The sequence below is a fragment of the Sphingomonas sp. 7/4-4 genome (assembly GCF_027941955.1).
In the GTDB taxonomy this organism is placed as follows: Bacteria; Pseudomonadota; Alphaproteobacteria; order Sphingomonadales; family Sphingomonadaceae; genus Sphingomonas.
Genome location: NZ_CP115960.1, coordinates 3,884,131 through 3,905,000, shown reverse-complemented (window position 1 = coordinate 3,905,000; position 20,870 = coordinate 3,884,131). Strand labels below are relative to the sequence as shown.

Here is a 20,870-nt window from a genome sequence, read left to right as displayed (position 1 = left end):
TCGTCGCCGCGTGGTTCCTGGCCTATCCGTTCTATCTGGCGATATCGACGTGGCGGACGCTGCCGGTCATCGGCGTTCGGCTCCGCGATCTGGTCGACGGCCTGACCCCGGCGATATTCGCGGCGACGGCGATGGCCCTGGCCGTGTCGCTGCTCGCGCGCGTGCTGCCACCGATGCCGTCGCTAGCCCAGCTCGTGCTGCTCGGATGCACGGGCGCTCTGGTCTATGGCGGATGGCTCGCACTGTTCGCGCGCGATACGCTGGCCGAAGTGATTGCGCTGGTCCGCAACCGGCGCGGCTGAGGGGCGCTAGACCGCCTGGATATAGGCGCGCATCGCCTCGGCCTCGGATTCGATCCGTTCGATCCGGTATTTCACCAGATCGCCGATCGAGATGAAGCCGACCACCTTGCCGCGATCGACCACCGGCAAATGGCGTACCCGCCGCCGCGTCATCAAAGCCAGCGCGCCGAGCACCGATTCGTCGGGCGGCACGGTGATCGCCGGCGCGGTCATCACCTCACTCACCTTGCGATCGAGCGCAGCGACGCCGTCGCGCTCGAGGCAATAGATCACGTCGCGCTCGGAAAAGATGCCGGCCACGGTATCGCCGTCGACGACAGGGACTGCGCCTATTCGATGGCCGGCGAGCAGGGCGACGGCTTCCGCCACGGTGCGATCCCCGCGATCGACACCACGTCATGCCCTTTTCCCCCAGGATTGCCGCGATGGTCATCGCTCGTCTCCGCTTTCGGGTTCAGGCGATTGTTTCTCCCATGATTCGCGCCCAATTGCAAAGCCATGAACATGCCGCGGCACGATCTCGACGATCCCGAATATGCCGCCTTCGCCTGGGGACGCTTCAAGCGAATCCTGCGCTGGATGGCATTGGCCGCGCTGTTGACCGCGGCGCTGGCCGAGCTGGTGCTCTATCTCTGGCTGGGCGAGCTCAACTTCGTCACGGCCAGCGCCACCTTTCTCGGCGTGTTCGTGACGATGATGGTCGCCGCGGCGCTGATGGGGCTGATGTTCCTGAGCTCGGGTACCGGGCATGACGAGCGAGTCGAGGATCCGCTCAAGGGCGAGATCGGCCTCGACTGAGGTCAGCGCTCGACCTCCAGCTTGAGCGCGAATTCGAACTTGGCGGTGCCATTGGCCGGCACCGTTGCCCGCCACGTCTTGAGGCCCTTGCGCTCGATCAGCTTCGCGCTCGACGAAGCGAGCTTGTAGGGAATCGCCATCTCGAACGTCTCGGGGGTCGAGCGCGCATTGGTGACTTCGACGACATAGGGCTGGCGGCTGCGCGAAGGCGGGCGCGCGACGATCTTGTAGCGGACGTCGCTGCTCTCGCCGGTCGCGAACTCGACTTCCTCGCCGATCGCACGATCCGACAGCGCCCCCTCGCCGACCAACAGAGATTCCTCCGCGCACGTTCGAACACCGCAACGCGCCCGGCCGGCAGCGAGCCCGAGACCCTTCCCCTTGATATTCTCGGTGCGCAGGATCCGCTCGGCCGCCTTGCTCTCGGGCGCGTCGGCATCGCGGTCATAATCGAATTGCTCGAAGTCGCCGGTATATATCCGCGCGAAGGCGACCTTCTTGCGATCGATCATCGCCACCTGCTTGCGACTCAACGCGGCGACGGTGACGGGCTCGGGAATGCGATAGAGCTTGAGGTCGCCGAGCTCCTCCTGCTGCGCCACCATCACGGGCGCGCTCATCATCACGCCCGACATACGCTTCAGGCTGCCGCTGACGGTGATATCCTCTAAACTGCCGATATCCTCCGCGCTGACTGCTGGGGCAGGCGGGGGTGGCGGCGGATTGGGCGCGATTCCCCAACGCGGATGGGTGCTGGTGACGTCCATCGGCCAGCAGCGGAGATGCAACTCCGGCGGCGTCCCCTTGGGCAGAACGGCGGCCCGCTCCTTGTTCGGCGCGCCCGCCACGGCATTGGTCCTCGCCTGCGCGAATCCCTGGCTGCCGCCATTGGCCACGGTCAGCCAGGCGAACAGATCGAGCGTCTCGCCGTCGTCGGCGACGTGCGCGACATAATTGGCCGACCAGTCGAACCCCTGCGCGAGATAGGAGAGCTGGACCGTCACCGTCGCGGCCGCCGCATTGTCGGTCGTAACCGACAAGGTCGGCCTGGCGGAAAGATCGGCGGGCACGCCGGGATAGCTGAGCGTTTCCGGCAGGCCGGAGCAGCCCAGCGCCTCGACGCCGCCGGCAGTGGTCAGCAATACGCCGCCGCCGGGGCCGGACTGGATGATGGCCTCGCCTTCGGTGACCTTGCCGGTCGCGCGATTGGTGCGGCGGATCGTGACGCGGCGCTTGAGATACGCGTCGATCAGCGCCGCGGGCGACAGCAGCCGCGCGTCGCGATTCTTCTCGTCCACCTGCTGCGGCAGCCCGGTGACGATCGCAGTCTCGGGCATCATCCCTTCGGATACGCCGACGAAGCGGATCACCGATTTGCCCGCAGGCACGCGAATCGTGCGAGTCTCGGTGACCAGCGCATAGCCGCCCGGCCAGCCGCCCGCGGGAATCGCGCCTTCTCCGCGATTCGGATCGCGATAGAGCGTCACCGACACCGCATCGATCCTGTCGGACTCGACCAAAGTCTGCGCCGCCACCGGCGGGCGGCGAGCAGCAGGGAAAGGAAAAGGGCGATGCGGCGCATCGGTCAGTAGCGCGTGTCGAACACCACGGTCACCGATGCCTTGCCATTGGCGGGCACCGGCACCTTCCATTCCATCCGTTCGGCCGAGACGCGCTCGCCGGTCAGGCTCTGCTCGACCAGCCGGACGTCGCCCCACAGCCCGTTCTGGGCGAGATCGACGGTGACCGGCTCAGGCCGGGCGTTGGTGAAATCGTAGCGCATCGAGGTGCGCCAGCGCGACGAGGATTGCCGCTTGCGTTCGACCACCACCGCAGCGCCCTTCACATCGAACGCTTCACCGGTGCGGATCGACATCGCAGACCCCATCGGCGCGGCCGCGACCTGGCTCTCGCCGATGAACTGCGGATCGCCGCGCGCATCGCGCATATAGACGCGGATCGTGCCCGAGGGCAGCTGATCGCCAAGGCCGCCGCTCTTCGAAGTCGAGAATTTGAGCACCGTCGCGGCGCTGCGCGGCTCGGACTGCGTCTCCAGCCAACCGTTCACCCATTCATAGGTCTTGCGCGCCGGCGTGTTCTTCACGTCGAGGAAGCTGACCTGCTTCTGCTGGGCGTTGGCGATCGTGGTGCGTTCGCCCAGCGGATAGAGATAATAGTCGCCCAATTTCTCGCGCGGGCCGGTCTCCGTGCCGGCCTGTTCGATCGTCGAATCGCCGAGCTGCGACAGCCCGCCATTGCCGCGATTGGGATTGCCCGCGACCAGCAGCACATCGGCACTCCGATAATTGGTGCCAGTGCTGTTGGTGAGCGTCACCCAGCCCTGCATGTCGATCGCGCTTTTGGCCTCGTCGAACAGCATTACATAGTCGCTGGTCCAGCCGAGACCGGGAGTGAGATAGGTGAGCGTCGCCGGCACGCGGCCGGCATTCGCCGCCTGCAGCGTCACCGACAGCGTCGGGCGCGCGCGCAGATTCTCGGGGACCTTATCGAAGATCACGCGAACGGGCAGCCCGTCGTCGCGCAGCACTTCGATGCGGTTCCCGATCTGGAGCACGATGCCGCCATTGGCGGCGAGCACCCGCGCCTGCTCGCGCGTCTCGGCGCCGGTTGCCGGATTGGTGCGGACGATCGTGACGACCGAACCCACTGCCTTTTCCATCAATTTGTCGGGAGAGAGCAGGTCATAATCGAAATTCTGCTCGACGATGCCGAGGCCGGGGCCGGACAACGTCACGGTTTCCGAACGGATCTGCGCCGACACGTCGGGAAATTCCTGCCGCGTGCGGCCGGCGGACAGATCGAGCTGACGCACATCCTGCACCAGCGCCTGACCGTTCTGATAGATGGTGACCGAGACGTCGCCCTGCGCGCTCTGGTCGGGGGACGGCACCGACGACGCCGGCTGGGTCTGGGCATGCGCGGCGAACGGAATCGCCAGCAGAACGAGAGCCGTCAAACGCAAAGCATCCTCCCCAAGGCCATCTCAGGGAAGGATGCTAGCAGGTTGATCGCGAAGGGCCAGCCCGTCGCGGAAGATATCAGGCCGTGGGCGGAACCTCGGTGTCGTCGCTCTTCACGGTGCGACGGCGGCGCGGCTTCTTGGGCGCTTCGTCGGCATCGTTGGCGGCGCTCGCCTCTGTACCGAAGGCGGGCGGAAGGATCGCGACATCGATGCCCTGCGGCGCTTCGACTTCGGCTTCGTCGCGGCGCGGACGACCACGGCCGCGGGCGGCGCGCGGCGCACGCTCCTCGCCGGCATCACGCTGCTCGGCGAACAGCTCGGGCGCCTGGGCTTCCTGTGCCTCGGGCTGGTGGCCGTTGGCGTAACCGTTGGCGTTGGTGTTGCCGTTGGGACGACGATCGCGGCGGCCTTCGCGGTCACGATTCTCGCGGGGTTCGCGATCCTGGCGGACCTCACGATCCTGACGCGGCTCGCGGTCCTGGCGGAATTCCCGATCCGGACGCGGCTCGCGGGCTTCGCGATCCTGGCGGGGTTCGCGCTCGTAGCGCGGCTCGCGTTGCTGCGGCTGCTGCTGCTGGCGATCGTCGCGCTGGTCGTCGCGATTGCCCTCGGCCTCGAACTCGAAATCCTCGTCGTCGCCGTCGATGTCGTTGCTCGGGCGGCGCTGCTGCGGCTGGTTCGGGTTCGCCTCCTCGAAGCGCGAACGGGTCTCGCTCAGCACCCGGAAATAGTGATCCGCGAACTGGAGATAATATTCGGCGTTGACCCGATCGCCCTGCATCTGCGCATCGCGAGCAAGGTTCTTGTACTTCTCGAGAAGCTGGGCGGCATTACCGCGCGCACGATTGTCGATGCGGTTGCCATTACCCTGGTTGGGGTTGCCGCCACCCTGGCGCTGTTGACCACCACGGCCGCGACGGCGGCCGTTATTAGCCTGACGATTGTTCATCAAGGTCTGTATGTCCTGTCTACTTAAGCCGTCCGTCGATCCATTCGGGGTCCCGGATGCACGTTACACTTGCGGACAGCGCCGAAACCGGCGTTTCCGCTCGCCATGGCCGCCGGACTGCAGCGGCACACATGACCATGGAGTAGGCCTTAGCCCTATGTTTCAACAACTTGGTTGAAAGTGCCTCGCCCCGGCGCTGTCTTAGCCCGTGGAGCACCAATCTCCAAGAGGAAATATGGGGGCCGGCTTTGCACTTTCAAGTGAGCAGTACCGCCCGGGGACGGTTTCCCAGATCATTATGGACTGCCGGCAACAACCCATGCTGGAGCGCGAGCGCGGAGACCGCTTTCGCCTGCGTCCAGCCGATCTCGAGGATCGCCGCGCCGCCCGGAGCGAGCAGGCGGGGGAGCTCGGGAATGATGCGGCGATAATCGTCGAGGCCGTCGATACCGGCGAACAGCGCCGAGCCGGGTTCGTGATCGCGGACTTCGGCCGGAAGCTGCTCGTTCGTGCCGATATAAGGCGGATTGGCGAGGATCAGGTCGAACGGGCCTTCCACGCCTTGGGCCCAATCGCCCGCGCGGAACTCGGCGCGATTGGCCATGCCGAGGCGCCCCGCATTGATGCGGGCATAAGCGAGCGCCTTTTCCGACGCATCGACTCCCAGCCCGTGCGCTTCCGGCCACTGGTCGAGCGCGGCGAGGAGCAGCGTGCCGGGACCGGTGCCGAGATCGAGAATCGTCGCGGGTGCGCGCTCGTCGAAATGCTCGATCGCGGCTTCGATCAGCGTCTCGCTGTCTGGCCGCGGAATCAGCGCGCCGGGGCCGACTTGCAGCTCGATCGTCCAGAAGGCGCGGGTGCCCGTGATATAGGCGATCGGCTCGTGCGCGAGACGGCGCTGGAGGAGGGGCTCGAAGGTCTCGGGCGCGGGATCGTCGAGATGGCGGAGCAAAAGGTCCTGGCGCGAGATGCCGAGGGCGTGGGCCATGAGCAGTTCGGCGTCGAGTCGGGGGTGTCGGTCACGCCCAGGAGGCGCTGCGCGGCTTCCGATAGAGCTTGTCGTATCAAAGGGGCTTTTCTGGGCCGCTCAGCCATCCAGCTGCGCCAGCCGATCCGCCTCGTCCTGCGCGATCAGCGCGCCGATCAGTTCGTCCATTTCGCCTTCAAGGATCTCGGGCAGGCGGTGGAGGGTCAGGTTGATGCGGTGATCGGTCACCCGGCCCTGCGGGAAATTATACGTGCGGATGCGCTCCGAACGGTCGCCGGAGCCGACCATCGACTTCCGCGCGCCGGCGCGCTCGGCGTGGAGGCGCTCGCGCTCCTGCTCGTAGAGGCGGGTGCGGAGCACCTTCATCGCCTTGGCCTTGTTCTTGTGCTGCGACTTCTCGTCCTGCTGGATCACCACGAGGCCGGTAGGGATGTGGACGATGCGCACCGCCGAATCGGTGGTGTTGACCGACTGGCCGCCGGGGCCGGACGAGCGATAGATGTCGATGCGGAGGTCCTTGTCGTCGATCTTGATATCGACTTCCTCGGCCTCGGGCAGCACCGCGACAGTGGCGGCGGAGGTGTGGATGCGGCCCTGCGTCTCGGTGGCGGGCACGCGCTGGACGCGGTGGACGCCGCTCTCGAACTTCAATCTGGCGAACACGCCCTTGCCCTCGACCGAGGCGATCGCTTCCTTGAACCCGCCCGCATCGGAGGCCGAGGAGGAGATCAGTTCGACCTTCCAGCCCTGCTTTTCGGCATATTTCTGGTACATGCGGAACAGGTCGCCGCCGAAGAGCGCGGCCTCGTCGCCGCCGGTGCCGGCGCGGATCTCGAGCATCGCGGCGCGCTCGTCGGCGGCATCGCGCGGGAGCAAAGCGAGTGCGAGCTTGCGGTCGGCGGCGGCGAGCGCCTCGCCGTTCGCATGGAGCTCCTCGGACGCCATCTGCCGGATCTCGTCATCGGCGTCGTGCGTCATGTGCTGGAGCGACTGCGCCTCGGCACGCAGCCGCCGCACTTCGCTCGCCGCCTGCGCGACGGGCTCGAGCTCGGCATATTCCTTCGAGACCTGGACGAACTTCTCGCCCGACAAGTCGCCAGTCGCCATCAGCGCCTGCAACTCGTCGCGCCGCGCCTCGATCGCGGCGATGCGGTCGGCGGGGATGGAGGTCATTGCCGTTCCGACAAATACAGCGTTGGCGCGCCGATTAGATCACCACTTTGCAAGTGTGATTTAACATCAAGTTCCACGGCAAGAGCGGCGATCACCTTATCTCTGAGCTCCCGGGTTTCTCGCACCAGATCCACCGGTCGCACCTTGATTTCACCCACGCTCCCCTCAGCAGCTGTGATCGTTGACACATTGATCGTGACGGCTGCACCCAACTTCTTTGCAATTTCAAAGTGCCGGGCAGCCTTGCCTTTGTATGCCATGCTGGCCGCAACATCATGACGACGAAGAGCGGCAATTAATCTGACACAAAGAAGTTCGTCGCTCTTTCGCTCGGGAATTACGGCAACGAAAATCGGCTTATCCAACTCGTGCTCTAAAAGCATCGCCAACCGCTCAACACCTGCTGCCCAGCCAACGCCCGGCGTTTCCGGTCCACCGAGCGAGCCGATCAATCCGTCATAGCGACCACCTGCCAAGACAGTGCCCTGCGCGCCAAGCCGATCGGTGACGAACTCGAATGCAGTGTGGCGGTAGTAGTCGAGGCCGCGAACCAGTCGGTCATTTCGTACGAAATCAACGTCCGCCGCATGCAAGCCGTCTTTCACGGCTTCGAAAAATTCGGAAGCCTCGGTCGTCAGAAATTCATCGATCCCCGGCGCGCTGTCGGCGATCGGGCGGTCGCGCGGGTCCTTCGAATCGAGGATGCGCATCGGGTTCTTGTCGAGACGGACCTGGCTGTCCTCGGACAGCGCGTCGCGATGCCCCTCGAAATGCGCGACCAGAGCCGTGCGCCATGCGTCGCGCGTCTCGGCATCGCCCAAGGTGTTGAGCTGGAGCGTCACACCTTCCGCGATGCCCAGCTCGTGGAGCAGCTGGTCGGCGAGGACGAGCAATTCGACATCCGCGGCAGGCTCCGCCGCGCCGATGATTTCGGCATCGATCTGGTGGAACTGGCGGAAACGCCCCTTTTGCGGGCGCTCGTAACGGAACACCGGACCCGCGGCGGCGAGCTTGAGCGGTGCATATTGCTGCCAGCCCTCGGTGATATAGGCGCGGGCGATGCCGGCGGTGAACTCCGGGCGCAGCGTGAGCGAATCGCCGCCGCGATCCTCGAACGTGTACATCTCCTTGGAGACGACATCCGAAGTCTCGCCCATCGAGCGGGCGAATACGCCGGTCGCCTCGAAGATCGGGATCTCGAGCCGCTGGAAGCAATAGAGCCGGCGGACGCGCTCGAACGTGTCGAGCACATGCGCGAAGCGCCTCTGCTCGTCGCCGAAAATGTCCTGGGTGCCCCGGATGCGCTTGGGGGTTTCGATACGTGCCATTTCGCGCGGGTTTCTAGGGCGTTAGGCACGCTTGCGCCACTCCCCTTTAAATCCCGTTGTGGGCACCCATATTCCCGTTCGAGTTCAACAACATGGAAGGAGGTGATCGAATGTCTCATTGTCAAACGCCGTCTGCGGCGCGCACTCAGGGTTCGGTCCGCTCCATCGGAGCCGCCGCCTGAGGCATTGATGTTAAAGGTCGCTCGCCGCAGCGGCTGACAATGGAAAGGCCGTTCCCCAGCGGGGAGCGGCCTTTCGTGTATCCGGCCCTTTCGTATGTCCGAATCGTGTCTGACACATTCTGATACAATTCCCCCTAGTAGCCGCGCGACCAGCTGCCCTATGGCGGTTTTCGGAACTGAACAGCGCCGCCCGGCGCAAGAGCGGGTCTGCCAATTGAATCTGAACCGAGCGAACATCTCCGGCGGATCGTGTGCGGCGTTGGTCGCGGCGGCCCTTCTCGTCACTTCGTGCAGCGGCGGCGGCAACAGCGCCCAGAAAAAGGCGCCGGCGGCCCGCCACAGGTCGGCTTCGTCGTGGTGCAGCCGAGCAACGTGCCCCTGGTCACCGAGCTTTCGGGTCGCGTGACGGCATTCCAGACTTCCGAGGTGCGGCCGCAGGTCGCCGGGATCGTCCAGCGGCGCTTCTTCACCGAAGGCTCGATCGTCCGCGCCGGCCAGACGCTCTACCAGATCGATCCCAGCATCTATCAGGCGCAGGCATCCGAAGCCGAGGCCAACCTCCAGAGCGCACGCGCCACTGCCGAGGCCGCCCGAATCCGCGCCGATCGCTATCGCCCGCTCGCCAAGATGGAAGCGGTCAGCCAGCAGGACTATACCGACGCCGCCGCGCAGGCGCGCCAGGCCGCCGCGGCAGTCGCGCAGAACAGCGCGCAGCTCCGCACCGCGCAGATCAATCTGCGCTTCACACGCGTCCCCGCCCCGATCACCGGGCGGATCGGGCGCTCGCTGTTCACCGAAGGCGCGCTGGTCACCACCAATCAGGCCGATCCGCTCGCCGTGATCCAGCGGCTCGATCCGATCAACGTCGACATCCAGCAGTCGAGCGCCGACATGCTGTCGCTGCGCAAGGCATTGGCGCGCGGGGGACTTACCCCGACCACCGCAGTGGTCCGGCTGCGGCTGGAGGACGGCGCCGAATATGGCCAGACCGGCACCGTCGAATTCTCCGAAGTGATGGTCAACGAGAATACGGGGACGGTGACGCTCCGGGCACGCTTCCCCAATCCACAGGGCATCTTGCTTCCCGGCATGTTCGTCCGCGCGTCGTTCGCGCAGGCGATCGATACCCAGGCGTTCCTCGTGCCGCAGGCGGGGCTCTCGCGCGATCCGCGCGGCAACGCGACCGTCTATGTCGTGGGGCCGGGCAATCGCGCGGTCGCCCGCACGGTGGTCGCGGCGCGTACCGAGGGTGCGAACTGGGTAGTGACGCAGGGACTCGCGGCCGGCGACAAGGTGATCGTGCAGGGCACCGCCAATCTGCGCCCCGACGCCGAGATCCGCCCCGTCCCCTACACCGCTCCCCAGCGGATCGAAGCCCCGAAGGCCGGGCAGAACGCGCAGGGCAGCGCGGCGAAGAAGGGCGGCTGACCGCCCATGTCACGCATCTTCATCGATCGCCCGATCTTCGCATGGGTGATCGCGATCATCATCATGCTGGCGGGCGTGGGCGCGATCATGGCGCTGCCGATCGCGCAATATCCCGACGTCGCGCCGCCGCAGGTCAACGTTCGCGCCTCCTATCCCGGCGCCTCCGCCGAGACGGTGCAGAATTCGGTCACGCAGGTGATCGAGCAGCAGCTGACCGGGATCGACGGCCTGATTTATTTCAGCTCGTCCTCCACTTCGCGCGGGCAGGTCAACATCTCGGCGACGTTCGAGAAAGGCACCGATCCGGACATCGCGCAGGTCCAGGTCCAGAACCAGGTGCAGCAGGCCTTGTCGCGCCTGCCCCAGCAGGTCCAGCAACAGGGGCTGCGCGTCACCAAGTCCAACCCCGACTTCCTGATGATCGTCGGCGTCTATGACGAGACCGACAAGCGGACCAACCAGGACGTTTCGGACTGGATGGCCTCGAACATGCAGGACACGCTGGCGCGCACTCCGGGCGTCGGCGACACCAACGTGTTCGGCGCGCCCTATGCGATGCGCATCTGGCTGAACCCCGATCGGCTGGCGAGCTATTCGCTGATGCCGAGCGACGTGGTCACTGCGATCCAGAACCAGAATACCGAAGTCGCCGCGGGCGAGATCGGCGGCCAGCCGCAGCCGCCGACGCAGATGCTCAACGCCACCGTCACCGCCCAGTCGCGCCTCCAGACGCCGGCGCAGTTCGAGCAGATCATCCTCAAGACCGAGACCAGCGGCGCCAGGGTGCTGCTCAAGGACGTCGCCCGCGTCGAGCTCGGTGCGGAGAGTTATAACGCCGTCAGCCGCGTCAACGGCCATCCCGGCGCGGGCATCGCGATCAGCCTCGCCCCCGGCGCCGACGCGCTCGAAACCGCGGAACTGGTGAAGGCCGAGGTCGAATCGATCGCGCGCAGCTTCCCCGCCGGGTTCAAGTTCGCCTACGCCAACGACACGACTGCGTTCATCAAGCTTTCGATCGAGGAGGTGGTGAAGACGCTGGTCGAGGCGATCATCCTCGTCGTGATAGTGATGTTCATCTTCCTGCAGAGCATCCGTGCGACCTTGATCCCGTTCATCGCGGTGCCGGTGGTGCTGCTGGGCACCTTCGCGGTGTTCTACGCGCTGGGTTTCTCGATCAACACGCTCACTCTGTTCGGGCTCGTGCTGGCGATCGGCATGCTCGTCGATGACGCGATCGTCGTGGTCGAGAATGTCGAGCGGCTGATGGAGGAGGATCCCGATCTTTCCCCGCGCGACGCGACGATCAAGTCGATGGAGCAGATCCAGATGGCGCTGGTCGGCATCGCATTGGTGCTCTCCGCGGTGTTCCTGCCGATGGCGTTCTTCGGCGGATCGACCGGCGTGATCTATCGGCAATTCTCGGTGACCATCGTCTCGGCGATGGTGCTCTCGGTGCTGGTCGCCCTGATCCTCACGCCCGCGCTCACCGCCACTCTGCTCAAGAAGAAGAGCGAAGAGCATAATGGCTGGGTCGAGCGGCGCTTCCCCGCAGTCGGCCGCTTCTTCGGCAATGCCCGCGACTGGTTCAACACCAACTTCGATCGCGGCGTCCAGCGCTACACGAGCGCGGTTACCACCGTGGTCAACCGCAAATGGCTGTTCCTGCTGATCTACGCAGTGGTCTGCCTGTTGCTGGTATTGATGTTCACCCGCCTTCCCACCGGCTTCCTGCCGACCGAGGACCAGGGCGCGGCATCGGTGCAGTTCCGCTTGCCCGCCGGCGCGACGCAGAGCCGTACACAGGAAGTCCAGAAGGCAGTCGAACACTATTTCACGGAGCAGGAAGGCAAGAACACCACTGTGATGTTCACTGTCACCGGCGGCGGCGGGGGCGGCGGCGCCGCGAGCGGCCAGAATACCGGCCAGGGCTTCATCAACCTCGCCGATTGGTCACAGCGCCATGGCAAAGAAAACGGTGCCGAAGCTATCGTTCAGCGCGCGGCGGGGGCGTTCCGCAACTTCCGCGATGCGCAGGTTTTCGCACTTGTGCCCCCCGCGATCCGCGGTCTCGGCCAGTCGAGCGGCTTCACGATGGAGCTCCAGAACGCCAGCAGCATGCCGCGCGACCAGTTCCTCGCCGCGCGCGACAGGCTGCTCGCCGCCGCCAATGCCGACCCCGCGCTCGCCCAGGTGCGCCTGTCCGATCTGCCGGATGTCGCCACGCTCAAGGTCGATATCGACCAGCAGAAGCTCGCCGCGCTCGGCCTGAGCCAGGGCGACGTCAACAGCACGCTCTCGACTGCCTGGGGTGGCCGCTACGTCAACGACTTCATCGATCGCGGCCGAGTGAAGCGCGTCTATGTGCAGGGCGACGCGCAATATCGTGCGAACCCGGACAATATCGACGAATGGTTCGTCCGCACCAACAACGGGCAGATGGCGCCCTTCTCCTCCTTCGCGCAAACGAGCTGGGCGACCGCGCCGACGACGATGTCGCGCTTCCAGGGCATTCCCGCCTTCGAGTTCCAGGGCCAGGCCGCGCCGGGGCGGAGCTCGGGCGAGGCGATGCGCCGGATGGAGGAGCTCGCTGCGCAGGTCCCGGGGACGAGCGTCGCATGGGCCGGCCTCTCCTTCCAGGAGCGGCTGTCCTCCGGGCAGGCGCCGTATCTCTACGCGGTGTCGCTGCTCGTCGTCTTCCTATGCCTCGCCGCCTTGTATGAGAGCTGGAGTATCCCGGTCGCGGTGCTGCTCGTGATTCCGCTGGGCCTGGTCGGCGCGGTGTTCGCAGTGACCCTCCGGGGCTTGCAGAACGACGTCTATCTCCAGATCGGCCTGCTCACCACCATGGGCCTCGCGGCGAAGAACGCGATCCTGATGATCGAGTTCGCAGAGCGCGCCGAGAAGGAAGGCAAGCGCGTCATCGATGCGGCGCTGGAGGCGGCACGCATCCGTCTCCGGCCGATCCTGATGACCAGCCTCGCCTTCATCTTCGGCGTGCTGCCGCTGGCGATCTCGACCGGCGCCGGCGCCAACAGCCGCATCGCGATCGGCACCGCGGTGATCGGCGGCATGCTGACCGCGACGATCCTCGCGATCTTCTACATTCCCCTGTTCTTCGTGCTGGTCCGCCGCGGCGTGCGCGACGGGCTGAAGGCGATCCGCGAGCGGGGCCATCACGACGATAATCCGGAGGCCACGGCATGAGGCGCGCGGCGCTGTTCCTTGCCGCGACCGCGCTCGCCGGCTGCTCGATGGATCCCAAATACGTCCAGCCCGCCGCGCCGGTGCCTCCGTCCTGGCCGGTCGGCGACGCCTATCTGGCGAACAGCGAAGCCGCGCTGCCCGCGGTCACCTATCGCGACATCTTCCGCGATGCGCGGCTCCAGTCGCTGATCGCCCGGGCGCTGACCGAGAATCGCGACCTTCGCCTCGCCGCGGCGAACATCCGCGCCGCGCGCGAGCAATATCGCATCCAGCGCGCCGATCGGTTGCCCGAAGTCAGCGCCGGCGCAGGAGCGACAGTCTCCGACGGCCAGAGCACCGGCTCCTCGACTGGGGGATCGGGCGCCCGCACGCGCTTCACCGCCGATGCCGGGATCACCGGCTTCGAGCTCGACCTGTTCGGCCGCGTCGCCTCGCTCACCCGCGCCGAGCAGAACCGCTATTTCGCCACCGAAGCCGGCGCGCGCGCGACCTATCTCACCCTGGTCGGCGACATCGCCGATGCGTGGCTGAACTATGCGGCGGATGCCAGCCTGCTCAAGATCGCGCAGGACACTGCGGGCAATGCCGAGAACAGCGTGCGCCTGACCCGCGCCCGGCTCGAGGGCGGGATCGCACCGCGCACCGATCTGCGCCAGGCCGAGCAAATACTCGAAGGCGCGCGCGCAGACCTTGCCCAGCAGCGCACTGCGCTGGCGCAGGACATCAATGCGCTCCAGCTGCTGGTCGGCGCGCCGATCGATCCGACGCTGCTGCCCGCGTCGCTCGACGAGGCCGCGCCGACGATCGCCGAATTGCCCGCCGGTGTGGATTCGAGCGTGCTGCTTCGCCGCCCCGATGTGGTGCAGGCCGAATATCAGCTGCGCGCCGCCAATGCCGAGATCGGCGCGGCGCGCGCCGCCTTGTTTCCGCGCATCTCGCTCACCGGGCTGCTGGGGCTCGCCAGCAACGCGCTGACCGGGCTGTTCAGCGGCAACGGGTTCAACTGGTCCGCCGGCGCCGATGCGAATTATTCGATCTTCAATGCCGGTGCGGGCCGCGCGAATGTGCGGCTGAGCGAGGCGCAGCGCGAGGCGGCGGTCGCCACCTATGAACGGGCGATCCAGTCGGCGTTCCGCGAAGTTGCCGATGCATTGGCGCGACGCGGGACGATCACCGAGCAGCTTCGCGCGACACAGGCGCAGGCGACGGCGGCGGCCGATACTTTCCGGCTGGCCGAGGCGCGCTATCGCGGCGGGATCGACCCGTTTTTGTCCAGTCTCGATGCCCAGCGCTCGCTTTATACGGCGCAACGTACCTTGGTGAACACGCGGCTGGTGCAGGCGAGCAACCTCGTGACGCTGTACCGCACGCTGGGCGGCGATTCGCTGCTGCGGGCGACTTCGCAGGGCCCGGAAGCGGCGACCGGCCAGCCTTAGCGCCGCGGCTCCGCAACGCGCGTGAGGTAGTCGGCAAACCCAGGCACCCGTGCGGGCAATTGCGCGAGGCCGACCCGCATTTCCGTCATCCGGGTAGCCGCCACCACGGGGTCCACCGCCGCAGCGAGCGGCTGGATGTCGCGGGGCAGCACGCTCAGGCCGAGCAGCGCCGACAACCAGATTTCGTCGGGCAAGCTGTCCTCGTCATAAACGGGCAATCGCCCCCGACTTTCGAACTGCTGGAGCGTCCGGGCGAGGCTCTCGGGCACTTCGATCGAGGCGCCCGCGCGGAGATAATGGAGTGCCTGAAAGTCGCGCATCCGCCGGGCTTCCTCGCGCGAGCGACGGTTATACTCGGCGATCTCCACCGGATGACAATCGCGCCCCGGGAGCAAATCGAGCGCGCGGGCGATGGCGGTTTGGGTGAGGTGTAGATGGGGCCAGTGGAGCGGGTCGAGCACGATCGCGGCATCACCGAGCATGAGGACGTTACGAATCCACGGATCGGCGCGTCGGCCGGGACGAATCGCGAGCGAACGCCCATGAGGATCGGGCGCGGGATCGGCCGAGGACCAGACATGCCCAAGCATGGTCCGCCCGGGCAGCGGGCAGGCGAACTGCCAGCCCTGCGCGCCGCCGACGATCGTGTCGTTCGGGCTTGCGGCGCTCGACGGCCCCTCGCCCAGCAACAGGCGATCGCAGGGTAGCGTGCCGCTCCAGTCCTCGAAGGCGCCGCCAACCGCTTCGGCCAGCACCGCCGCGGGGCCCGAGGCATCCAGATACAGATCGGCCTCGATCCGGCGACCGTCGGCGAGCAGCAGCGCCGCGACCATGCCGTCCCCATGCCGATCAATGCCGCCAAAACTGCCTTGGATGCGCACCACGCGCAACTGGTCCGCGAGCGACGCGAGGATCTCGCGGTAGCGTTCGGGATCGAGCCGCAGCGCGTAATCGAAGGTTGTCAGCGGTGATCCGGGATCGCCCTGCGGATGTACGAACCTTCCCGCTTCGGCGAGCACACCGGCGGCCGCGTAGCGGTGATATTGTTCGGCCTGCCCCTCGCGCCGCGCGCGCGCCCAGAGCTGGTGGAAGGCCACCGTCCCCGTCGGTGCGCCGTGATCGCCGTGGACATGATACCAGGGTTCGCCGCCCGCGGGCCAATTCTCGAAGCGGAGCCCCAGCCGCGGGATCGCGGCCCCCGCACCGACCAGCACCGCCTCGTCGAGGCCGATGCTCGCGTGGAAGCGATGGATAGACGTCATGCTGCCCGGCAGCCGATCGGCGAGCGCGGCGGGATCGGGCGCGGTCTCGATCACGGTGATCGCGACCTGCGGCAGCGCGCGCGCGAAGGCGGCCGCGGCGGACAGGCCGGTGATCCCGCCGCCGAGGATCGCGACGCTGCGGATCGCGCGATCGCTCACAGCAATTTCTGCCGTTCGAGCGTCTGGCGATGCCCGGGCAGCGCGCGTACCTCCACGGCGATCCGGCCGCGCAGCCGCTCGAGCGCCTGGCCGAGCTCCTGCGGCGGCGCTGCAGCGATGCGCTGGTCCCAGCCCTCGGGGATCACGCCCTGCCCGATCAGCACCGCGATCCAGCTCGGTTCGAAGAACAGGCCATGGGCGTAGCGCTGGATGCGCCCGGCGCGGCGGAACAATTCGATCTTATCCGACAGACTGTCGGGGATCGGCATATGGCGGACGTAGCGCCAGAACTCCGGATCGTCGCGCGTGCTGGCGTGGTAATGGAGGATCAGGAAGTCGCGGATCCGGTCATATTCATAGTCGATCAGCCGGTTGAACTCGTCGCGGTCGGCGGCTTCGATGCCGCGGATCGGGAACAGCTCGAGCAATTGGGTGATCGCTGCCTGGACGAGATAGATGCTGGTCGATTCGAGCGGCTCGAGAAAGCCCGAGGCGAGCCCGACCGCGACCACATTGTGCGACCAGCTCCGCTTGCGGCGCCCGGCACGGAAGCGGAGCACGCGCGGATCGGCGAGCGCTTCGCCTTCGACTGCGGCGAGGATCGCGTCCGACGCTTCGTCATCGGACAGATGCGCGCTCGAATAGACATAGCCGTTGCCGATTCGGTGCTGGAGCGGAATGCGCCAGCGCCACCCAGCCGCCATCGCGGTGGCGCGGGTGAGCGGCTCGATCTCGCCCGGCGGCGAGGCGCAGGGCAAGGCCATCGCGCGATCGCAGGGCAGCCAGTGCGACCAATCCTCCCATTCCTCGCCCAGCGCGTCGCCGAGCAGCAGGCTGCGGAAGCCCGAGCAATCGACGAACAGGTCGCCCTCCACTCGCACGCCGCTTTCGAGCAACACCGCCACGACGTCGCCGGTTTCGAGTCGCGCTCGACCGAGACGATCCGGCCCTCGGTACGCTTCACCCCCTGCCCCTCCGCGAAACCGCGCAGATAGGGGCCGAAGCGCGTCGCATCGAATTGATAGGCATAGCCGATGGTCGAAAGCAGAGAGGCAGGGTCGCTCTCGGGCGGAGCGAAGCGCTTTGCCGCCGCCATGACATTGGCCATCGAATATTCGAAGATCTCGCCACCCTGCCCCAGCGCGCGCATCCGCAGCCAATATTGCAGGAAGGGCACGCCGTTCAGCGGGCGGCCGAAATCGCCGAACGGGTGGAGATAGGAATCGCCCGGCTTGCCGAAATCGCGGAATTCGATGCCGAGCTTGTAGGTGGCGTGGGTGGCGGTCATGAACTCGGCCTCGTCGAGCCCGAGCGTCTGGATGAAGGCGCGCAGATGCGGGAGCGTCGCCTCGCCGACCCCGACGATGCCGATCTCGGCGGATTCGATCAGCTCGACGCTGCACGCGTGCGGCAGCATCTTGCCGAGCGCCGATGCGGCCATCCAGCCGGCGGTGCCGCCGCCGATGACGATCACTTTCTTAGCCGGCTGGTTCACCGCGCCCCCTCTCCGGGAGGAGCCTAGGCGATCAATCGGTCAGCTGGCCAGTGCCGAGACGAAGGCCCGGGCCCGCGCGCCGACTTCGGCGGCGGTGAGGCCGGGCTTATAGAGCGCCGAGCCGAGCCCGAAGCCCGCCGCGCCGGCCTCGCGCCACGGACCCATAGTGTCGGGCGCGATCCCGCCGACGGGGAGCAGGCGCATGTCCTTCGGGAGCACGGCGCGCATCGCCTTGAGGGTCGCGGGGCTGGAACCCTCGGCGGGGAAGAGCTTTAGCGCGGTGGCGCCGGCCTCGATCGCGGCGAAGGCTTCGGTCGGGGTCACTACGCCGGGGAGCGAGACCATGCCGGCCTCGGCGCTGGCGGCGATCACGCGAGTATTGGCGTTGGGCGAGATGATCATCGTGCCACCGACGGTGCGGACCTGCTCGACCTGCCCCTCGGTAAGGACGGTGCCGGCGCCGATCACCGCCCGCCCCTCGAAGCGGCGCGCGAGGCGGGCGATGCTGTCGAGCGGATCGGGGAGTTCATCGGGACTTCGATCAGCGTGAAACCGGCATCGACCAGCGCATCGCCGATGCCCTCGACCTCGTCCGGCTTCACGCCGCGCAGGATGGCAATGAGGGGGCAGCGGGCGAAGGCGGAATCGAAGGCGGCGACCTGGGTCATTGTTTCACGATCTCGTTGATGCCGGCGACGAACGCCGCGTGGCTGTCGATCAGATAGGCATTGCGGCCATGGGCTTGAATGGCCGCGGAATAGAGGCCGCCCAATATCGGATCGGCGAGGATGTGGACGGCGTCGTGCGCCGAGCTCGCGAGGCGGGCGGCGACGTCGGTGCCGATCAGCAGGCCGCTGGCATAGGAGGCCGCGTCGGCATCGTCGCGTTGCCCCAGCATCTTGGCGGCGCGGATGCCGAAGAGTGACGCCGCGAGGTCCTGCCGCTTGCCATCCTCAACGCCTTCGCGAAAGGCGTCGCCGAGACTGACTTCGCTGCCGAGCTGCGCGGCGAGCAGGCCGTGTTTGCGGAGCAATGCGAACAGCTCGCCGGTCATCGCCGTGACGAAGTCGGCGATCCTGCCGTCCCGCATCTCGACCCATTTGCAGTGGGTTCCCGGCTGGGCGAGCAGGGAGTCCGCCGGGACGAGGCCGGCGGCAACTGCGCCGAGCAGCTGGACTTCCTCGCCGCGCATCACGTCCGGGCGACCGTTCACCAGCGTCGAGATGCCGGGGACGATCGCGGTGTGGTCGTCGATCCAGAGCAAACCCGCCGCCAGCTCGGCCATGCCGGCGGGCGCGGCGACATAGGGCGCCGGCCGCCAGCCGATGTTCGAGCCGACCATCCCCGCGAGCAGCATCGGCAGGTCGCCGAAGCGGCCGCGGATCGCCGCCGCCTCGGCTTCGAAGTCCTCGACCGAGGTAACCCCCGGTCGTCACGTTCGGTCTTCGCGACAACGCCGCCATGGATCAGGAACACGCGCCTATTGGTCGTGCCCCAGTCGACGGCGAGGAAGCGGCTGCCGAAACTCACCACCAGGTCGCGTACAATGCGATGAGGATGAGGATCACGCCCACGCCGGCGATGTTGAACGCGCCCGAGGTGCGGAAGGTCACGCCCTCCATCGTCACCCGGTTGGCATCGCCGCGGCCGCGGACGACCAGCGAGACGACCATCGCGAGGAACAGGCTCACCACGAACACGAACATCATCCGGTTCATGAAAGGCAGCAGATAGGCGTTGAGCGCATCGGGCAGCCACGGCGCCGGCACCGAATATTTGAGCAAGGTCGAGAGCAGCACCGAGGTGAGCGCGGCGACGATCGCCCCGGCTTCGGTCGCCGGCTTCCAGAACAGGCCGAGCAGGAAGATCACCGTGATGCCCGGCGTGAAGAAGCCCGAGAATTCCTGGATGAACTGGAAGGCCTGATCCGACTGGCCGATCAGCGGCTTGGCGGCGATGATCGCGATCACCACGGCGATGGCTGCGACGACGCGGCCGACGAGGACGAGATGCTTCTCCTGCCCCTCGACCACCGCGATGCCGTCCTCCCCACGCGTCTTCATGCCGCGTGCCTTGGCATAGAGATCGAGCGTGAAGATGGTGGCGATCGAATTGATCTTGGAGGCCGTCGACGCGATGATCGCCGCAATCAGCGCCGCGAAGACGAGGCCGAGCAGGCCCGGGGGCAGCAGCTTCATCATCGTCGGATAAGCCTCATCCGGCTTGGCCAGCTCAGGCGCGAGCACCACTGCGGCGATGCCCGGCAGCACGATGATTACCGGCATCAGCAGCTTGAGATAGGCTGCGAACACCACGCCCTTCTGCGCCTCGCCGAGGTTCTTCGCGGCGAGCGCGCGCTGGATGATGTACTGGTTGAAGCCCCAATAGGACAGGTTGGCGATCCACATGCCGCCGACCAGCACCGCGATGCCCGGCAGATCCTTGTAGAAGGGATTGTCCTGCGCGAGGATCATGTCGAAATGCGCCGGCGCGCGCTCGGTGAGCACCGAGAAGCCGGCGAGCACGCCCTGATCGCCGCCGATCTGGTTGAGCGTGAGATACGACACGACCAAGCCGCCGAGCACGAGCAAAGTGACCTGGACGATATCGGTGAGCGCAACTGCCTTGAGGCCGCCATAGAGCTGGTAGAGCAAGGCGAAGCCACCGAGCGCAATCAGCGCCGCGGTCTGATCGACGCCCGCGACCTTGTTGACCGCGATCGAGCCGAGCCAGATGATCGAAGTGAGGTTCACGAAGACGTAGAGCGCGAGCCAGAACACCGCCATCAGCACCGGGAGCACGCGGCCGAACCGCTGCTCGAGGAACTGCGGCATCGTGTAGATCTCGTTCCTGAGGAAGATCGGCAGGAAGAATTTGCCGACGATCAGCAGCGTCAGCGCCGCCATCCACTCATAGGAAGCGATCGCGAGGCCGAGCGCATAGCCCGAACCGGCCATGCCGACGATTTGTTCTGCAGAAATATTTGCGGCGATCAGCGAAGCACCGATCGCCCACCACGGCAGCGACTTGGACGCGAGGAAATAATCCGACGTATCCTTGGCATGCCCGGCTTTTTCGCGACTAACCCATTGCGCTAGGCCGAAAATACCTATGGCGTAAACGATCACGACGATGAGATCGATCTGCGAGAGACTCGTCATTCGCTTCCTCCCTGCCCCGCGG

At 66.5% G+C, this 20,870-nt stretch carries 15 protein-coding genes and 3 pseudogenes (1 of these 18 running past the window's edge); 5 read left to right on the top strand and 13 right to left on the bottom strand.

Annotated features, from left to right (window positions below):
* On the top strand, positions 1–302 hold the final stretch of the coding sequence (locus PIB19_RS20010; RefSeq protein ID WP_271238747.1) for a lipopolysaccharide biosynthesis protein. It extends 1,177 nt beyond the left edge of the window; 302 of the gene's 1,479 nt are visible here — the last part of the coding sequence; the start codon falls outside the window, past its left edge; it ends in the stop codon at positions 300–302.
* A gap of 6 nt (positions 303–308) precedes the next feature.
* Here PIB19_RS20010 and PIB19_RS20005 read toward each other — a convergent pair.
* Positions 309–735 (bottom strand): annotated as a pseudogene (locus PIB19_RS20005) (CBS domain-containing protein).
* 71 nt (positions 736–806) lie between these two features.
* Between PIB19_RS20005 and PIB19_RS20000 the strand changes: the two are divergent.
* Positions 807–1,100, top strand: coding sequence for a hypothetical protein (locus tag PIB19_RS20000; protein WP_271238745.1), 294 nt, complete (start codon positions 807–809; stop codon positions 1,098–1,100).
* A 2-nt stretch (positions 1,101–1,102) separates the two neighbouring features.
* On the opposite strand, the gene PIB19_RS19995 is transcribed toward PIB19_RS20000, so the two are convergent.
* From PIB19_RS19995 to hisS, 6 genes are all read right to left on the bottom strand, one after another.
* Complete coding sequence (locus tag PIB19_RS19995) at positions 1,103–2,635, bottom strand: DUF4139 domain-containing protein (RefSeq protein ID WP_271238744.1); 1,533 nt, start codon at positions 2,633–2,635, stop codon at positions 1,103–1,105.
* 50 nt (positions 2,636–2,685) lie between these two features.
* A complete protein-coding gene (locus PIB19_RS19990; protein WP_443018655.1) occupies positions 2,686–4,077 on the bottom strand; it encodes a DUF4139 domain-containing protein in 1,392 nt (463 codons plus the stop codon).
* An 82-nt stretch (positions 4,078–4,159) separates the two neighbouring features.
* Complete coding sequence (locus PIB19_RS19985) at positions 4,160–5,032, bottom strand: DUF4167 domain-containing protein (RefSeq protein WP_443018654.1); 873 nt, start codon at positions 5,030–5,032, stop codon at positions 4,160–4,162.
* A 256-nt stretch (positions 5,033–5,288) separates the two neighbouring features.
* Positions 5,289–6,020, bottom strand: coding sequence for a peptide chain release factor N(5)-glutamine methyltransferase (gene prmC / locus PIB19_RS19980; protein ID WP_271238741.1), 732 nt, complete (start codon positions 6,018–6,020; stop codon positions 5,289–5,291).
* 99 nt (positions 6,021–6,119) lie between these two features.
* Positions 6,120–7,193, bottom strand: coding sequence for a peptide chain release factor 1 (gene prfA / locus PIB19_RS19975; protein ID WP_271238740.1), 1,074 nt, complete (start codon positions 7,191–7,193; stop codon positions 6,120–6,122).
* Positions 7,190–8,521, bottom strand: coding sequence for a histidine--tRNA ligase (gene hisS / locus PIB19_RS19970; RefSeq protein ID WP_271238739.1), 1,332 nt, complete (start codon positions 8,519–8,521; stop codon positions 7,190–7,192). Before hisS ends, prfA begins: the two co-directional genes overlap by 4 nt.
* Before the next feature lie 536 nt (positions 8,522–9,057).
* Here hisS and PIB19_RS19965 point away from each other — a divergent pair.
* The 3 genes from PIB19_RS19965 to PIB19_RS19955 are packed head-to-tail and all read left to right on the top strand — an operon-like array spanning position 9,058 to position 14,771.
* Positions 9,058–10,131, top strand: coding sequence for an efflux RND transporter periplasmic adaptor subunit (locus PIB19_RS19965; protein WP_443018653.1), 1,074 nt, complete (start codon positions 9,058–9,060; stop codon positions 10,129–10,131).
* 6 nt (positions 10,132–10,137) lie between these two features.
* Entirely contained in the window at positions 10,138–13,335 is a 3,198-nt protein-coding gene (locus PIB19_RS19960; protein ID WP_271238738.1) for an efflux RND transporter permease subunit, read from the top strand.
* Entirely contained in the window at positions 13,332–14,771 is a 1,440-nt protein-coding gene (locus tag PIB19_RS19955) for an efflux transporter outer membrane subunit (protein WP_271238737.1), read from the top strand. Before PIB19_RS19960 ends, PIB19_RS19955 begins: the two co-directional genes overlap by 4 nt.
* On the opposite strand, the gene PIB19_RS19950 is transcribed toward PIB19_RS19955, so the two are convergent.
* The 6 genes and pseudogenes from PIB19_RS19950 to PIB19_RS19930 form a co-directional block, all read right to left on the bottom strand.
* Positions 14,768–16,192, bottom strand: coding sequence for a tryptophan 7-halogenase (locus PIB19_RS19950; RefSeq protein WP_271238736.1), 1,425 nt, complete (start codon positions 16,190–16,192; stop codon positions 14,768–14,770). The two genes, PIB19_RS19955 and PIB19_RS19950, sit on opposite strands and share 4 nt — an antisense overlap.
* Positions 16,189–17,097 (bottom strand): tryptophan halogenase family protein, encoded by a 909-nt coding sequence (locus tag PIB19_RS23280; protein ID WP_336297204.1) that lies wholly within the window; start codon positions 17,095–17,097, stop codon positions 16,189–16,191. Before PIB19_RS23280 ends, PIB19_RS19950 begins: the two co-directional genes overlap by 4 nt.
* Before the next feature lie 77 nt (positions 17,098–17,174).
* A pseudogene (locus PIB19_RS23275) lies at positions 17,175–17,609 on the bottom strand (tryptophan 7-halogenase); the annotation flags it as partial.
* 117 nt (positions 17,610–17,726) lie between these two features.
* Positions 17,727–18,355 (bottom strand): annotated as a pseudogene (locus PIB19_RS19940) (2-dehydro-3-deoxy-6-phosphogalactonate aldolase).
* Positions 18,352–19,044: a 2-dehydro-3-deoxygalactonokinase gene (locus PIB19_RS19935; protein ID WP_336297203.1), complete on the bottom strand. Its 693-nt coding sequence runs from the start codon at positions 19,042–19,044 to the stop codon at positions 18,352–18,354. The pseudogene PIB19_RS19940 and the gene PIB19_RS19935 overlap by 4 nt, the downstream one beginning before the upstream one ends.
* 169 nt (positions 19,045–19,213) lie before the next feature.
* Positions 19,214–20,848: a sodium:solute symporter family transporter gene (locus PIB19_RS19930; protein ID WP_271238735.1), complete on the bottom strand. Its 1,635-nt coding sequence runs from the start codon at positions 20,846–20,848 to the stop codon at positions 19,214–19,216.
* Positions 20,849–20,870: the final 22 nt, after the last annotated feature.

Bases quoted from the DNA above. Each gene is read 5' to 3' on its own strand.
- PIB19_RS19935 (WP_336297203.1), bottom strand. From the start codon at position 19,044: ATGCTGCTCGCGGGGATGGTCGGCTCGAACATCGGCTGGCGGCCGGCG.
- PIB19_RS19960 (WP_271238738.1), top strand. From the start codon at position 10,138: ATGTCACGCATCTTCATCGATCGCCCGATCTTCGCATGGGTGATCGCG.
- PIB19_RS20000 (WP_271238745.1), top strand. From the start codon at position 807: ATGCCGCGGCACGATCTCGACGATCCCGAATATGCCGCCTTCGCCTGG.
- PIB19_RS19930 (WP_271238735.1), bottom strand. From the start codon at position 20,848: ATGACGAGTCTCTCGCAGATCGATCTCATCGTCGTGATCGTTTACGCC.
- prfA (WP_271238740.1), bottom strand. From the start codon at position 7,193: ATGACCTCCATCCCCGCCGACCGCATCGCCGCGATCGAGGCGCGGCGC.
- prmC (WP_271238741.1), bottom strand. From the start codon at position 6,020: ATGGCCCACGCCCTCGGCATCTCGCGCCAGGACCTTTTGCTCCGCCAT.
- PIB19_RS19955 (WP_271238737.1), top strand. From the start codon at position 13,332: ATGAGGCGCGCGGCGCTGTTCCTTGCCGCGACCGCGCTCGCCGGCTGC.
- hisS (WP_271238739.1), bottom strand. From the start codon at position 8,521: ATGGCACGTATCGAAACCCCCAAGCGCATCCGGGGCACCCAGGACATT.
- PIB19_RS19985 (WP_443018654.1), bottom strand. From the start codon at position 5,032: ATGAACAATCGTCAGGCTAATAACGGCCGCCGTCGCGGCCGTGGTGGT.